This is a genomic window from Streptomyces sp. NPDC104096, assembly GCF_055584385.1.
This window is the reverse complement of sequence record NZ_JBVJMD010000074.1, coordinates 15,972-31,838: the sequence shown is the minus strand read 5'-3', so window position 1 is coordinate 31,838 and position 15,867 is coordinate 15,972. Positions and strand designations below refer to the sequence as shown.

Annotated in this window: 9 protein-coding genes; 6 read left to right on the top strand and 3 right to left on the bottom strand. The window is 71.5% G+C overall.

From position 1 onward, the window contains the following. Window positions 1–290 precede the first annotated feature (290 nt). The 3 genes from ACZ60B_RS38760 to ACZ60B_RS38750 all read left to right on the top strand — a co-directional run bounded on the left by ACZ60B_RS38760 (window position 291) and on the right by ACZ60B_RS38750 (window position 3,698). A complete protein-coding gene (locus ACZ60B_RS38760; protein WP_469395755.1) occupies window positions 291–857 on the top strand; it encodes a PadR family transcriptional regulator in 567 nt (188 codons plus the stop codon). A 69-nt stretch (window positions 858–926) separates the two neighbouring features. Beyond that, complete coding sequence (locus ACZ60B_RS38755; protein ID WP_469395753.1) at window positions 927–2,645, top strand: acyl-CoA dehydrogenase family protein; 1,719 nt, start codon at window positions 927–929, stop codon at window positions 2,643–2,645. Window positions 2,646–2,834: 189 nt separating this feature from the next. Further along, the gene (locus ACZ60B_RS38750; RefSeq protein ID WP_469395751.1) at window positions 2,835–3,698 is read left to right on the top strand and encodes a pentapeptide repeat-containing protein; all 864 of its coding nucleotides are present in this window, start codon (window positions 2,835–2,837) and stop codon (window positions 3,696–3,698) included. A gap of 51 nt (window positions 3,699–3,749) precedes the next feature. Here the strand turns inward: ACZ60B_RS38750 and ACZ60B_RS38745 are convergent, their stop codons facing one another. The 3 genes from ACZ60B_RS38745 to ACZ60B_RS38735 form a co-directional block, all read right to left on the bottom strand. Beyond that, entirely contained in the window at window positions 3,750–4,667 is a 918-nt protein-coding gene (locus ACZ60B_RS38745; protein WP_469395759.1) for an NADP-dependent oxidoreductase, read from the bottom strand. A 198-nt stretch (window positions 4,668–4,865) separates the two neighbouring features. Then, a complete protein-coding gene (locus ACZ60B_RS38740; protein WP_469395749.1) occupies window positions 4,866–5,159 on the bottom strand; it encodes a hypothetical protein in 294 nt (97 codons plus the stop codon). A gap of 111 nt (window positions 5,160–5,270) precedes the next feature. Further along, window positions 5,271–6,206 carry a LysR family transcriptional regulator gene (locus ACZ60B_RS38735; protein ID WP_469395747.1) on the bottom strand — a complete coding sequence of 312 codons (936 nt, stop codon included), beginning with the start codon at window positions 6,204–6,206 and terminating at the stop codon, window positions 5,271–5,273. Between the two features lie 132 nt (window positions 6,207–6,338). Here ACZ60B_RS38735 and ACZ60B_RS38730 point away from each other — a divergent pair, with 132 nt between their 5' ends. The 3 genes from ACZ60B_RS38730 to ACZ60B_RS38720 all read left to right on the top strand — a co-directional run bounded on the left by ACZ60B_RS38730 (window position 6,339) and on the right by ACZ60B_RS38720 (window position 15,839). Next, window positions 6,339–7,610 (top strand): MFS transporter, encoded by a 1,272-nt coding sequence (locus tag ACZ60B_RS38730; protein WP_469395745.1) that lies wholly within the window; start codon window positions 6,339–6,341, stop codon window positions 7,608–7,610. Window positions 7,611–7,681: 71 nt separating this feature from the next. Then, on the top strand, window positions 7,682–8,563 hold the full coding sequence (locus ACZ60B_RS38725) for an alpha/beta fold hydrolase (RefSeq protein ID WP_469395743.1): 882 nt from the start codon (window positions 7,682–7,684) through the stop codon (window positions 8,561–8,563). A 337-nt stretch (window positions 8,564–8,900) separates the two neighbouring features. Beyond that, window positions 8,901–15,839, top strand: a complete 6,939-nt coding sequence (locus tag ACZ60B_RS38720) for a glycoside hydrolase domain-containing protein (protein ID WP_469395741.1) — start codon at window positions 8,901–8,903, stop codon at window positions 15,837–15,839. Window positions 15,840–15,867 lie beyond the last annotated feature (28 nt).

Below are 15,867 nucleotides of genomic sequence, written 5' to 3'. Positions count from 1 at the left end.
GACTACATGAACTCCCGCTACGGCAGCCCCGTCCAGGCCTGGGACTTCTGGCAGACCCACCACTGGTACTAAACCCACCAGTACCGGGCACACCCCGCCCACAACAGGGCATCACACGCGACACCGACCGCTGCTTCACACGAAGCAGCGGCCTTGTCGTGTCCAGGGCCGTTCCGTGAGGTGGCGAGCCCCGACGGCGGGCGACGTGCGCCACGCCGCTCGGGTGAGCCGTGTCTCACCCGAGCGCCCACCCTTGCCTATGCAACTAGTTGCATAGAAAGCTGTGCGGTATGGCGCTCGAACACGCGATCCTCGTCTCCCTCCTGGAGAAGCCGGGCTCCGGCTACGAACTGGCGCGGCGGTTCGACCGGTCGTTCGGCTACTTCTGGACCGCGACCCATCAGCAGATCTACCGCGTTCTCAAGCGCATGGAGAGCGAGGGTGTGCTCGACGTCCGCGAAGTGCCGCAGCAGGGACGGCCGGACAAGAAGGAGTACTCCGTCGCCGCCCCCGGCCGCGCGGTCCTCTCCGGTTGGCTGCACGAACCGATCGAACCCGAGAGCCTCCGCCACGATCTCGCGGTGAAGATCCGCGGCGCCGCCTTCGACGACCCGGCGGCACTCGTCGACGAGGTCGAACGCCACCTCCAGGCGCACCACGCCCGGCTCGCGCACTACCTCAGCGGGGAACTGCGCGACTTCACCGGGCCCGACGCCCCCGCACCGCTCGACGCCGGCCAGGAACTGCAGCACGTCGTGCTGCGCGGCGGCATCGCGTACGAGCGGATGACGATCGCCTGGCTCGACGACGTCCTCGCCACACTCCACGCCCTGGGCAGGACCTCGCGCTCGGTCTGAGCCGCTCCGCGTTCGGCCGGCCGCTCCCCCGGCAACCCTCGACCCCCCATCCCCCGGAAGGCGGACCTCATGAGCACCCCCCTGCTGTTCAACCCGCACACGTACGACCCGGCGCACTTCGACCCCGAGACGCGCAGGCTGCTGCGCGCCACCGTCGACTGGTTCGAGGAGCGCGGCAAGCGCCGGCTGATCGAGGACTACCGCACCCGCGCCTGGCTCGGGGACTTCCTCGCGTTCGCCGCGAAGGAGCGCCTGTTCGCCACCTTCCTCACCCCCGCCTCCGCCGCCACTGCCGAGGACCAGCGCTGGGACACCGCCCGGATCGCCGCCCTGAACGAGATCCTCGGGTTCTACGGCCTCGACTACTGGTACGCGTGGCAGGTGACGATCCTCGGTCTCGGCCCGGTCTGGCAGAGCGACAACGCCGCCGCCCGTACCCGTGCCGCGGACCTCCTGGACCAGGGTGAGGTCTTCGCCTTCGGTCTGTCCGAGAAGACCCACGGCGCCGACATCTACTCCACCGACATGCTGCTCGAGCCCGACGGCAACGGCGGTTTCCGGGCTTCCGGTTCCAAGTACTACATCGGCAACGGCAACGCCGCCGGCCTGGTCTCCGTGTTCGGCCGTCGCACCGACGTCGAAGGCCCGGACGGATACGTCTTCTTCGCCGCCGACAGCCGCCACCCGGCGTACCACCTGGTGAAGAACGTCGTCGACTCCTCCAAGTACGTCAGCGAGTTCCGTCTGGAGGACTACCCGGTCACGCCCGAGGACGTCCTGCACACCGGCCGCGCCGCCTTCGACGCGGCGCTCAACACCGTGAACGTCGGCAAGTTCAATCTCTGCACCGCCTCGATCGGCATCTGCGAGCACGCGATGTACGAGGCCGTCACCCACGCGAGCAACCGGATCCTGTACGGCCGCCCCGTCACCGCCTTCCCGCACGTGCGCCGGGAGTTGACCGACGCGTACGTCCGTCTCGTCGGTATGAAGCTGTTCAGCGACCGCGCCGTCGACTACTTCCGCTCGGCCGGTCCCGACGACCGCCGCTACCTGCTCTTCAACCCGATGACGAAGATGAAGGTGACCACGGAGGGCGAGAAGGTCGTCGACCTGATGTGGGACGTCATCGCCGCCAAGGGCTTCGAGAAGGACAACTACTTCTCCCAGGCCGCGGTGGAGATCCGGAGCCTGCCCAAGCTGGAGGGCACGGTCCACGTCAACCTCGCCCTGATCCTCAAGTTCATGCGCAACCACCTGCTGGACCCGGTCGCCCACCCCGACGTGCCGACCCGCCTCGACGCGGCCGACGACGACTTCCTGTTCCGGCAGGGGCCGGCCCGCGGCCTGGGTTCCGTACGCTTCCACGACTGGCGCGCCGCCTTCGACGCGTACGCCGAGCTCCCGAACGTCGCCCGCTTCCGGGAACAGGCCGACGCCCTGTGCGAGTTCGTCGCCACCATGGCCCCCGACGAGGAGCAGAGCCGCGACCTCGACTTCCTGCTCTCCGTGGGGCAGTTGTTCGCGCTGGTGGTGCATGGTCAGCTGATTCTGGAGCAGGCGCGTCCGACCGGTCTGGACGAATCCGTGCTCGACGAGCTGTTCTCCGTGTTCGTCCGTGACTTCTCCGGACATGCCGTCGAACTGCACGGCAAGGACTCCGCGACCGAGCAGCAGCAGCGCTGGGCACTGGGCGCGGTCCGGCGTCCCGCGGTCGACGAAGCGCGTTCGGCGCGGGTCTGGGAGCAGGTCGAGGCGCTGTCCGGGGCGTACGAGATGGCGCTCTAGAGGACACACCGCCAGGACGGCCGCCAGGACCGCCCCGAGACGTGGGGGCGGTCCTGGCGGTGCGGGTGGTGAGGGGTGTCCGGGCGCCCGACGACACCCGTCGGGCGGCTCTCCGTGACGATCGGTGAGAATGGAAGCGATCTCGGAGCATCGTGGGATGCGATGCTCGACTCGCGGCAGGAGCACACTTTGACCCCGAAACGCCAGGTCCCCGCCACCGACGACGGCCACCAGCAGGCGGTCGCCGACGGCGGCCGGAAGGACCTTCAGGCCGACTGTGCGAACTGCTTCGGGCTGTGCTGCGTCGCGCTGCCCTTCGCGCGCTCCGCCGACTTCGCGGTCGACAAGAACGCGGGGCAGCCGTGTTCGAACCTGCAGGCGGACTTCCGCTGCGGCATACACTCCCGGCTGCGGGAGAAGGGTTTTCCGGGCTGCACGGCCTACGACTGCTTCGGCGCTGGCCAGAAGGTCTCCCAGGTCACCTTCGGCGGCAGGAACTGGCGTCAGGAGCCGCACAGCGCACGCCGGATGTTCGCGGTCTTCCCGCTGGTGCGGCAACTGCACGAACTGCTCTGGTACATCACCGAGGCCCTCGGCCACGCGTCGGCCCGCCCCGTCCACAAGGACCTCCGCGAGGCCCGCACCCGTATCGAGGAACTCAGCCGCGGCAGCGCCGAGTCGCTCCTGGAACTCGACGTGACCGCGCTGCGCGGCGAAGTCAACGTCCTGCTGCTGCAAGCCGGCGAGCGGATCCGGGCCACGGTCCCCGGCCGTAAGAAGAACCATCGGGGAGCCGACCTGATCGGAGCCAGGCTCGCCGGCGCCGACCTCCGGGGAGCCAACCTCCGCGGCGCCCTGCTCATCGCGGCCGACCTCACGGGGGCCGACCTGCGCACGGCCGACCTGATCGGAGCGGATGTGCGCGACGCCGACCTGAGCGGGGCCGACCTCACCGGAAGCATCTTCCTGACCCAGGCCCAGGTCAACTCGGCCAAGGGGGACGCCGCCACCCGGCTCCCCCCGGCGCTCGGCCACCCCGCGCACTGGCGCTGACCCGCCGCCCGGCGACCCGATCACCACCTGCCCTCGGCTGTCACCTCCCGGCTACGGACGGAGCACGATCTTGCCGTGGGTGTGCCCCTGTTCGAGTTCGCGGAACGCCTCGCGTACCTGCTCCAGCGGGTAGCCGCGGGCGATGGGCACCTCGAGCTCCCCACGTGCGGCGAGCCGGGCGAGTTCGCCGATCACGACCGCGCACGCCGCCGACCCTTCGCCGTAGGTCCGCGCGCCGACGTCGGCAGCGGCGCGCCAGTCGCGGATCGTGTTGATCCGCTCGGGCCGTACGCCCAATTCGACGGCCAGTTCCACGTATCCGTCGCCGAAGGTGTCGATGAACGCGTCGACGTCCCCGCCGGCGGCCTGCCGGATCCGCTCGGCCACGCCCTGTCCGTACTCGACCGGGAGGACTCCGCGGTCCTTGAGCCAGGCGTGGTTGCGCTCGCTCGCCAGCCCGATCACCGTGGCGCCGCGCCGCCGTGCGAGCTGCACGGCCAGCGATCCGACGCCGCCCGCCGCGCCGGACACCACGATCGTGTCGGCCGGTCCGGGGTCCACCGCGAACACGCAGGCGTACGCGGTCGTGCCGGCCACGTACAACGACCCTGCCACGTCCCAGGACAACCCCTGCGGACGGTGGATCACGTTCACGTCGTCGACCACGACGAACTCCGCGTGGCTGGCACGGCCATGGGTGAAGCCCAGGACCTCGTCGCCCACCGCGACGCCGCGCGCCTGCGGGCCCGCCTCCACCACGACACCGGCCAGGTCGCTGCCCTGACCGGACGGGAACGTCGCCGGCCAGCGGTCGTGCCGCGCGCCCTTGCGGATCATCACCTCACCGGGCTGGATCCCGGCCGCGCGGACCTCGACGAGCACCTGCCCCGGGCCGGGCACCGGGCGTGCCACCTCCTCCACCCGCAGCACGTCGATCTCGCCGTATGTGTGGAACCGCACCGCCTTCAACGCGTGATCACCACTTCCTCGCTCGGCCGGGCACTCGACGGTCACGCCTCGGACGGCCGACCGCTCGACCGTGCCGACGCGTTCAACGGCTCGGGAACGAACCTGATTCCCTCGCGCATCACCGTCATGGGGCGGGCCGGCCCTTCTCCGCGCAGGTACGGAGAGGAGTGTGCCAGGGTGTCCTGCGAGGGGGGTGCCTCAGGACTCGCCGGCGGGCTCGTCGGCCTTGGCGGACTCCTTGGCGGCCTCCTCCTGCGCCATGAGAAGGAAGCGGCGGATCGCCTCGGGCGTCATGTCGAGTCCCTCGGACGCGGACTTCTCGTCGCCGAAGACCTGCACCGCCTCGGCGACCGCCACGGCCAGCTCGGCGTCCGCCTTGCGGACCTTGGCCTCGGCCTTGTCCACCGTGTCCACCACCGACAGCTGTCGGCGCTGCTTCTCCTGGAGTCTCTGCTTACGGGAGAGCATCTTGTCTGAATTCTGCACAGTCACGGCCAAGATCATAAGCGGGCGGATACGCACCGCGAAATCAGCAACTCGGCGCCGGGCGGCGGGGCGTCGCGGGGTCCGCGCCGCCCCGGCCCGCGGGCCGGGGCGCGGGCTTCAGCGCGGCATCACCCAGTCCGGCGTCCAGGTCCCGGCGGCGTCGTGACCGACGCCGGTGGCGGCGAGGTGGGCGCGGAGCGTGGCCAGTGCCGGGTGGGGGTTGTCGCGGTGCCAGAGGAGGGAGTGCGGGTAGACGGGGGTCGGATCGGTGACGGGGATCAGGCGCAGACCGTGACCGGCGGGCCAGACGAGACGGGTGCGCTCGCCCATGAAGGTGGCCAGGGCAGGGGTGTCGGCGATGGTGTCGAGCAGCGCGTCGGAGCCGAAGTTGGGGCCCGTCGCCTCGATGGTGAGACCGAACTCGGCGACGAGGTCGTCGTAGTAGGCGGCCCATTCGCTGCCGGGGACGATGCCGGGCATCCAGATCCGGTGCCCGGCGAGCCGGGCGACGGTTACCGACCGGGCACCCGCCAGCGCGTGGGCGGGACCGGTGAGGAGCTGGAGCGGCTCGTCGATCACGCGGACGGACTCGATGTCGTCGGGAAGGGGCCGCCCGGGCGCGGCCACGGCACGGAAGGACGCGTCGATGGTGCCGGAGCGGATCGCGGCGACGGCCGTCTCGATGTCGAGCAGCATCACCACATCGAGGTCGGTCTCGGGGTGCGCGCGGTGGAAGGCGCGCATCAGCCCCGACGCGGCGCCGCGGGAGGCGATGATGTCGACGCGCAGCGGTCGGTGCCCGGCCCGTACGGAGGTGACCGCTCGTTCGGCGACCCGCAGCAGCTCGCGCGCGTGCGGCAGGAACGCCTGGCCGTCGATGGTGAGGGCGGCGCCGCGCGCGGTGCGGGTGAACAAGCGCACCCCGAGGCCGCGCTCCAGCGCGGCGATACGCTTGGAGACCGCCTGCTGGGTGACCGCCAGCTCGGCGGCGGCCTCCTGGAACTGCCCCGCGTCGGCGGCCACGACGAAGGTCCGTACGGTTTCGAGGTCCACACCGACACCCTATGGCCACAACCAGTGGTTGTGGCCTGCGACCATACGGTTGTTTGATCGCAGGTCATCGCGCTCGCTTTGATACCCCTGAACGCGGATCGGTTGTACGAGTACGGGGGAAGGGTGTCGAGCATGCGGCGCGGACATCGGCCGGGGCAGCGGCCCCGCCCCCGGTTGGGACGTCGGTTCGGATGGCTGTGGGCGGCGTACGGGACCAGTGCGCTGGGTACGTGGCTCGCCTTCGGCGCGTTCGAGCTGATCGCCGTCCGGGTGCTGCGCGCCGGACCGGCCGAGGTCGCCGCGCTCGCCGCCGTGGGAGCCGCGGTGGGCGCGGCCGTGGCGGTGCCGCTCGGCCCGTGGGTGGAGTTCCGCCGCAAGCGGCCGGTGCTGATCGCCACGGACCTGGTGCGGTGCGCGGCGCTGCTGACGATCCCCGCCGCGTTCGCCGCCGGTGTGCTCACCTTCCTCCAGCTCCTGCTCGTCTCGGTCGTCGTCGCCGCGGCCGACATCACCTTCCGCGCCGCCTCCGGCGCGTACCTGAAGACGCTGCTGCCCGCCGAGGACCTGCTCGTCGCCAACGCCCGGTTCGAGTCCACGGCCTGGACCACCACGATCGTCGGACCGCCGCTGGGCGGCGCGGCGATCGGGCTCCTGGGGCCGGTGGCCACGGTGGCGGCCGACGCGGTCAGCTATCTGCTGTCCGCCCTGGGAATCCGCGCGACCGGCGGACACGAGCCACCGCCCGCGCCCCGGAAGGCCGAGCGCATGCGGGCCGGGGACCTGCTGGACGGCTGGCGGTACATCCTCTCCGACGCGACGCTGCGACCGCTGTTCTTCAACACCGCCCTGTTCAACGCTCTGGTGATGGCCGCCCAGCCGCTGCTGGCCGTCCTGATGCTCGGCCGGCTCGGGTTCACGCCGTGGCAGTACGGTCTCGCCTTCGCCGTGCCCTCGATCGCCGGACTGCTCGGTTCACGGCTGGCCCCGCGGCTCGTCACCCGGTTCGGCCGACACCGGGTCCTGGTCGCGTCCGGGGTGCTGCGCGCCCTCTGGCCGGTCGGCCTGGCCTTCCTGGGGCCGGGCGGCGGAGGGCTGCTGCTGGTGACGGGGGTCGAGCTCGGGCTCATCTTCTGCTGCGGGATCTTCAACCCCGTGTACGCCGCCCACCGCCTCGAACGCACTCCGACCGACCGTGTCGCCCGCACCCTGTCCGCCTGGGCGGTGACGACCAAGGCGTCGACCGCGCTGCTGACGGCCGTGTGGGGAGTGCTGGGCAGCGTGCTCGGCCCGCGCGCCGCCATCGGCCTGGCCGGCGCCCTGGTGCTGGCGACCCCGCTGCTGCTCCCCCGCCGCCGCACCGCGGCGCTTCCCTCCACGCCGGAGCCCGCACCGAACCGCGCCTGACAGGACGGCCACGACGCCAGAGGCGGACAATCCGGATGCGCTCCACCGCCCGGGCCTGACAAGATCCAGCCATGCCCATCGTCGACGTGTCGCCCGAAGTGTCCCTCGCCTACGAGAGCTTCGGCGACCCCGGGGACCCCCCTGTGCTGCTCGTGATGGGCTTCGGCGCCCAGATGATCGCCTGGCACGAGGACTTCTGCCGGGCGCTGGCGGCTCGCGGCCGCCATGTGATCCGCTACGACAACCGCGACAGCGGCCTGTCCACCAAGTTCGACGACCACCCCGTCGACATGGACCGGTTCATCACCGCGGTGAGCTCGGGAGACATCCCCGCAGCCCTCGCGATGGTCCCCTACCGGCTGCGGGACATGGCCGACGACGGCCTGGGCCTGCTCACCGCGCTCGGCATCGAACGCGCTCATGTGGTCGGCACGTCGATGGGCGGGATGATCGCCCAGACCATGGCCGTCACCCACCCGGAGCGGGTGCTGACGCTGACGTCGATGATGTCCTCCACCGGCGAGAGCGAGTACGGCCGCTCCAGCCCCGAGGCCCAGGCGGTGCTGTTCGGCCCGAAGCCGACGGACCGTGACGGGTACGTCGCGGCGGCGGACCGGGAACTGGTGTGGGCGTCCAAGCGCTACGGCGACGCCGCCGTCCTGCGGGAACTCGCCGGTCGCAGCCACGACCGCGCCCACTACCCCGCCGGGGTCGGTCGCCAGCTCGGGGCGATGATCCTCAGCGGCTCCCGTGCGGAGGCACTCCGTACGCTCCGGGTGCCGACGCTGGTGATCCACGGCCTGGACGACACGCTGATCGACCCCAGCGGCGGGCGGCGCACCGCGGAACTCGTGCCCGGAGCCGAGCTCCTCCTGATCCCCGACATGGGACACGACCGCCCACGCGAACTCTGGCCCGAGATCATCGCCGCCCTGGAGGCCCGCACCGGCTGAGCCGCCGATGCACCGGGTCGCCCAACTCATGGGCCGCTCCACCAGGTTGTACGAATGGCGTTCGCCCGCCGTACGCCTTCTGCCTGTCTCATGACGGACGGTCGTGAACGCGGCGGGTGCGATCCGGCGAACCGGTGCCATCCTGTGTGTCCACTACCGTCCCAGTCCGGGTTGCACGCCCGGCACCCCGGGTCGACAACGTTGTCTTCCGGCCGGCCGGACCGTGCGTGCGTACGAGCGACGCTGGAGAGGTCACGTGCCCATCAGATCCCGTCCCCCCTTGCCCCACGGGCTCCCTCCGAGGACCGTCCGCCGGCGTCGCCGGCCTCTGCGCGCGATGGTCGCGGCGCTGCTCACCGGGGCGCTCGCCCTCGCCGCGCCGGCGGGTGGCGGCGCGGCCGCGGCGGTGCCCGGCCCCGCCCCGTCCGCAGCGTCCGGCGGGACATCCGGCGGGACGGACTACACGGCACTCGTCGACCCGTTCGTGTCGACCGCCGGCGACGACGGCAACGACCTGCCGGGCGCCCAGGCGCCGCACGGTCTGGCCAAGGTCAACCCGCTGACCACGCCCGGCCGCAACCACTCCGGGTACGACTACGACGTGGACCACATCGCCGGGTTCACCGCCACGAACCTCGACGGCGTCGGCGGCTCGGGAGGCGGTGGCGACCTGCTCGTCGTCCCGACCTCCGTCCGGTACGACAAGCGCCCCGCCCCCAGCACGTACGCCCACGCGTACCACCACGAGGACGAGACCGCGACGCCCGGGTACTACCAGGTGGGGCTCGGGTCCGTCTCCGGCACCGGTACGTCGGTGACGCAGGACTCCGGCACCGTGCGGGCCGAGGTGACCGCGACGACCCGCACGGCGCTGGAGCGGTACAGCTTCCCCGCCGGGTCGGAGCCCGAACTCGTCCTCGACCTGGCGAACAACTTCACCAGCCGCACCCGCTCGACCCTCAAGGCGACGAACCTCCCGGACGGCACCACCTCGATCTCCGGGATCGTCGCGGGATCCTTCAACGGCGCCTCGTACCAGCTGTATTACGTCGCCACCACCAACGTCCCCGTGACCTCCCTGCGGAGTTGGGGCGGCGACGGCAGGCTGAGCGACGCCACCGCACAGGACGGTACCGACACCGGCGCCGTCCTCGGTTTCGACAAGACCGCCGGGAACGACATCGAACTGCGCGTCACGCTGTCGCCGATCAGCACGGAACAGGCCGCGACCGATCAGCGCAACGAGGTGGGCGGGCTCACCTTCGACCAGGCACGCGCACGGACGAAGGCGGACTGGAACCACGCGCTCGGCGCCGTCGACGTACACGCCTCCGCGACGTCCGATCCCGGGTCGACGCTCACCGAGGAGTTCTACACGCACCTGTACCGCATGTACGCGCTGCCGGTGAACGCCACCAGCACCAGCGGGACCTACCGCGGCGCGGACGGAGCCGTACACAAGGCGAACGGCTTCACGTACTACGACGGTTGGTCCACCTGGGACGACTTCCGCAAGTACTCCGTCGAGGCGTACATAGACCCGGCCGTCTACCGGGACATGGTGCAGTCGCTGATCGAGCTCTTCGCCGACGTGCACACCTCCGGCCGGAGTCTCGGCAGCCTCACCCACTCGGTGCCGACCGTGCGCTGGGAACGCTCGGCCGTCCTGGTCGCCGACGCGCTCTCGAAGGGCTTCAAGGACTTCGACCGGCTCGACGAGGCGTACCCGGCGCTGGAGTCGTACACCGGGTACTACACCGGGGCGCAGTTGCGGCAGGGCTACGTCGCCGGGGACCCCGGCAGGACCGTGCAGCGCGGCTACGACCAGTGGGCGCTGTCCGTCATCGCCGACGCGCTCGGCAAGGACGAGGACGCGAAGAAGCTGCGTACCCAGTCGACCATGGCGATCGACAACCTCGTGAAGTCCGGCGCCTGGACTGCCACCGACGGCACCCGGGTCGGCCTGCTCACCCCGCGTGGCACGGGCGGCGACTGGCAGAGCGCCGACTACGAGAAGTTCGAGGCCGCCGGTCTCTACCAGGGCACGCTCTGGCAGTACCACTGGTACGACGCGTACGACATGGGCGGCCTCATCGAGGCCATGGGCGGGGCGAAGGCGGGCAAGGCCGCCGTGGAGCACATGTTCGGCGAGGACTCCGCTGCCGACGACGGCTCGACCATGCTGCACTCCAACGCCAACGAGATCGACCTCCAGGCCCCGTACCTCTTCAACTACGTCGGTGAGCCGAGCCTGACGCAGAAGTGGGTACGCGCCATCTACACCGGCGCCACCTGGAACCGCTACATCGCGACGGGCTCCTCGAACGAAGCCCCCAGCTCCGGCGGCGAGTTCCGCCCGCCGGTGAAGTCCCAGGTCTACAGGCTCTCTCCGAAGGGCTTCCTGCCGACCATGGACAACGACGCGGGCACGATGTCGACCATGTTCGTCGGAGCCGCGCTGGGCCTGTTCCCGGTGACCGCCGGCTCCGGTCAGTTCCAGATCGGCAGCCCGTTCTTCGACTCCACGACGATCCGCTACGCCAACGGCGCCCGGTTCACGGTGAAGGCCGACGGCGTGTCGCCGAGCAACTACTACGTGCAGAGCGCGACCCTCGACGGCGCGCGGTTCGACAACACTTGGCTCGACTACTCACAGATCGTCTCCGGCGGGACCCTGGACTTCACGATGGGCGCCAAACCCTCGCAGTGGGGCGCCCGCACGAAGCCCGCGTACTCGCTGGACACCGACGCGGGCGACACGGGTGACGGCGGTACGGGTCCGGGCCGGGGCGACACCGTCGTCTCCGCCGACCCGGGCACCGTCGACACCGCGGCGGACGGCACGGTCGACGGCAGCGTGAAGCTCACCCTGTCCGGACCGGCGTCGTTCGCCGCCCGCAAGGGGACCAGCCTGACCGGGTCCGGGGCGGCCACCGTGACCGGCCTGCCGGGCGGTGTCACGGCGGACCTGCGCGTCGCCGGCCCGCGTACGGCGACGCTGGCGCTCACCGGCAGCGCGCAGGTCGACGCCCGGTTCGGCATCACCTTCCAGGACGCGGCGTTCGCGCACGGCGTGCGGGCCTCGACCGTGCGCGGCACCGGGACATCCCCGACCGACCCGCTCGTCCTCTCCGCCGCCGCGGTGCCCCGCAAGGCGCTCGGCTCACTCGTCGACCAGGCGCTGCTGGTGCGCGGCGGCAACTACTCCGACGGCTCGTGGACGGTGTTCCGGTCGGCGCTCGACCGCGCGCGGACCGTCCTCGCTGACCCCGCCTCCGTGACGGGAACGCTCATGGCCGCGGACGACGCGCTGCGGTCCGCCGCCGACGCGCTCAGCATCGACGAGGGCGGCTACGCCGTCCTCCAGGCCGAGGCGCCCGACCAGATGGAGGGTCCCAGCCTGGTCAAGGAGGCGTACTACGCGGACGGCGACCTCGGCGGCGTCACCGACGGATCGTGGGAGCGGTTCGCCGAGCTGGACTTCGGCGGGGTCGCCCCGCGAAGCATCTCGGTGCGCTACGCGAACTCGCAGGCCACGACCGCGAAGCCGAGCAGCGTCGACGTCCACGCCGGTACCGCCGACGGACCCGTCGTCGCCACCGTCCGACTCCCCGGAACGGGCGGCTGGCAGTACTACAGCACGGTCCAGGCGGCCGTCACCGACCCGGACGCCCTGCTGGCCGCGGCGAACGCCACGTTCGTCTTCCACGCCCCGTCCGGCCAGTCGTGGGTGTCGAACTTCGACCGGTACCAGTTCTCGGCGAATCCTCTCTCCTCGTCCACCACGACCACGCTCGCCACGCTGACCGCGGCCGACAGCACCACGACCGGCGGCGGTTCGCTCCCGCTCGACCTCGCGAACGGCATCTTCGAGAACACCACGAACGGCGCGTGGGCACAGTGGACGGGCATCGACCTCCACGACGGCGCCGACACCGTCACCGTCCGCTACGACAAGCCCCGGTCACGCGCGGCGTCGGACTCGCACATCGAACTGCACCTCGGCTCGAAGGACGGTCCGAAGAAGGCCGACATCCCCCTCGACTACACCGGACCGGGCTGGGGAACCGTCGCCACCACGACCGTACGGCTCGATCCGGGCGTCTTCGACGGCGTCCAGGACGTGTACGCCGACTTCGTCTCCGGCACGCAGTCGTCCTCGCAGCCCTATGTGGCCAACGTCTACGCGCTGACGCACACTCAGGACGCCTCCGCGTCCGTGGTGTTCGACGCCACCGCGTTCCGCTCCCACAGCGGCGGCGGGCTCAAGAGCGAGCCGGTCGGCTGGAGCGGCGCGGGTTCCACCACCGACCTCGGCGGCACGTACGACGGAGCCTGGCTGGACTACGGGGACATCGGCTTCGGCGGCTCCGCCAAGAACACCGTCACGATCACCTACGTCAACAACTCCGCCCGCTGCGGCACCGGTTCCGCCGTCCAGCTCTACCTGGGCTCCTTCGACGCGGCGAACCCCGGTACGCCGTACGCGACCGTCCCGCTGCCCGTCACCGGTGCCGCCTGGTCGTCGGGTGGGACGACCAGCCTCGCCCTGCCCCTGGCCATCACCGGCACGCACGCCGTCCACCTGCGGCTGGTGACGACGCCCGACTCCTCGCACCCGTACGTGGCGAACCTGGGCCGGATCACCTTCGACCACGTCGACGCGCCCGCCGTCACGGACAGGACCGCCCTGCGCAAGGCGATCGACCGGTACGCGGGACCGGCCGACGACGCGGAGCGCTACGACACTGTCGACTTCGGGGTGTACCTGCGCGAACTCGCCGCCGCCCGCGCCCTCGTCGACGCCGACGGCGTGACCCGGCTCGAGGTCGACACCCGGACCCGCAGCCTCACCCTCGCCGCCGGCCAGTTGATCCCGCTGCCGCGGCTGAGGCTGGAGGACCTGGTCGCGACGGCGTCAGCCCTCGACAACGCCCGCTACACGGACGCGTCGTGGAAGGCGTTCACCACGGCACTCGCCGAGGCGAGGACCACGATCGCGGACGACAAGGCGACGGACGCGACCCTGACCACGCGGTACGACGCCCTCCGCCACGCCGTGTCCACGCTCACCACCAGACCCAGGTCGGTGCCCGCCGCGCCTGACGCCGTCTCGGCGACCTCGACCGGCACGAGCGTGACCGTCGCCTGGTCCGCGCCCGAGGACACCGGCGGCTCACCGGTCACCGGCTACGAGATCACCCTCGACGACGGCCACCAGGTCGAGCTCCACGATCCGGCCGGCCACAGCACGGCCTTCACCCGGCTGCGGGCCGGCCGGTCCTACACGGCGCGCGTCCGGGCGGTGAACGCCGTCGGCACCTCGCACCCCAGCGCCGCCACGGCACCCGTGGTGACCGGCGGCGGCAAGCCGCAGAAACCGGCCGTGACGGGAGTGTTCACCGAAGGCAGGCAGGTCCGCGTGACCTGGCGGGCGGCCGGCGACGGCGGACTCCCGGTCATCGGCTACACCGTGGCCCTCGACGACGGAACCACCGCACACGTTCCCGCCACGACGGACACGGCGCTGCTCACCACTTCCGGCAAGGCCGAGGCCCACACGGCGACCGTGACCGCCCGCACTCTGGCCGGAACCTCGGACGACTCCCCGCCGACCGCCTCGGCACAGGACCCCGCCGCGACGGCATCGGCGAACGCCTCCGACCCGGCCTACGTGTCGTCCCCCTTCCCGGACGACACGCTGAACGCGGCCTACGCATCCGACAAGTGGCCGGGGACCGGCGACGGAACCGACTACTTCGGCAACCTGCTCGACGGCATCCACGACCTCGGCTCCGACGTCCTCGGCGCCGACACCAAGGTGCCGAACGGCACTTCGGTCACCGCCGAGAACGACCGGACCGCCGTACGCATCAACAACGCGGCGACGCAGAAGGAGGTGGACCGGGCCGAGGTCGACGCGACGCAGAGCGCCACCGTCACGATGGCCGACAGCCTCGGCTCACGGCTCGGCCGGATCTACGGCGACGCCCTGAGCGGCGGCGAACTGCCGAAGACCGGCGCACTGTTCGCGCGCGTCACGAAGGGCCTCAACAAGATCGACGAGGTGAAGAGCGGCTACAGCTACCTGCGTCCGTACGTGCGGCTCGGGTTCGTCGGCGACGGCGGTGCCGTCTACGAGTCGCAGGACGGCTCCTACAGCGGTCTCGCCACCGACGGCTCCTACCCTAGCGGCCACACCTACGCGGGCTACGAAGCCGGGACCGTCCTCGCCACGCTCCTGCCGGAGCTGGCACCGTCGATCCTCGCGCGCACCTCGGAGTACGGGGACAACCGCATCGTCCTCGGGTTCCACTATCCGCTGGACGTGATGGGAGGCCGCGTCACCGGACAGGCCACCGTGGCGCACCGGTGGGCGGACCCCGACTTCCGGCAACTGCTGATGCAGGCCCACACCGAGATCGAGAACGTACTGCTCGCGCAGTGCGAGAAGGAGGGATACGGCGACACGCTCGCGGCCTGCGCTGGCGCCCCCTACGCGGGTCTGAGCACGACGCAGGACGTCGATCTGTACACCCGCCGTCTGACCTACGGGTTCTCCCAGACGGCGAAGTCCGGGCAGCCGCTCGAGGCGCCGTCCGACGCGGCGGCCCTGCTCATCACGGCCTTCCCGGACCTGACCGGCGAGCAGCGCACCCAGGTCCTGGAGCAGACTGCGACGGACTCCGGGTACCCGCTCGACCCGACCGCGGACGGCGGAGCGAGCTGGCAGCGGATCAACCTGGCGGCCGCGATGGCGGCGCACGCGGTCGTGAACGCCGACGGGTCGGTCACGGTGACGAACTTCGCGGACGCCACCAGGGCCGGTGTCGCCGACGCCGGCGCCATCGAGGTGGGGGGCGCCCCGATCGACGGATTCGACCCGGAGGTCTCCACGTACGTCGTCGACCGGCCGAAGAACACGGGGATCCCGGCCGTCTCCGCAGTACCGGCCCAGTCCGGCGCGCGGGTGAAGGTCACCGACGGCAGTTCGGTCCTCACCTCGCCCGGGACCCGGTTCGCCACCCGCACCATCCGGGTGACCTCGGCCAACGGCGCGGTCACCCGGACCTACACGGTCGGATTCCAGTCCACGGACCGGGACGACCGCCCGGTCGCGGCCGGCGGCGACGGCGGTGACCACGACAGGCCGGGACCCGTCCCGTGGATCCTCGGGGGCGACGGAGCAGGCTCCGCCGACGGTGCCGGACTCTGGTCGCCGGCGGCGGAGTGGGCGGAGCGCATGAGTATCCGCGGGGCGTACAGCACGAGGTGACCACCCGACGGGCGAGGCACCTCGAAGC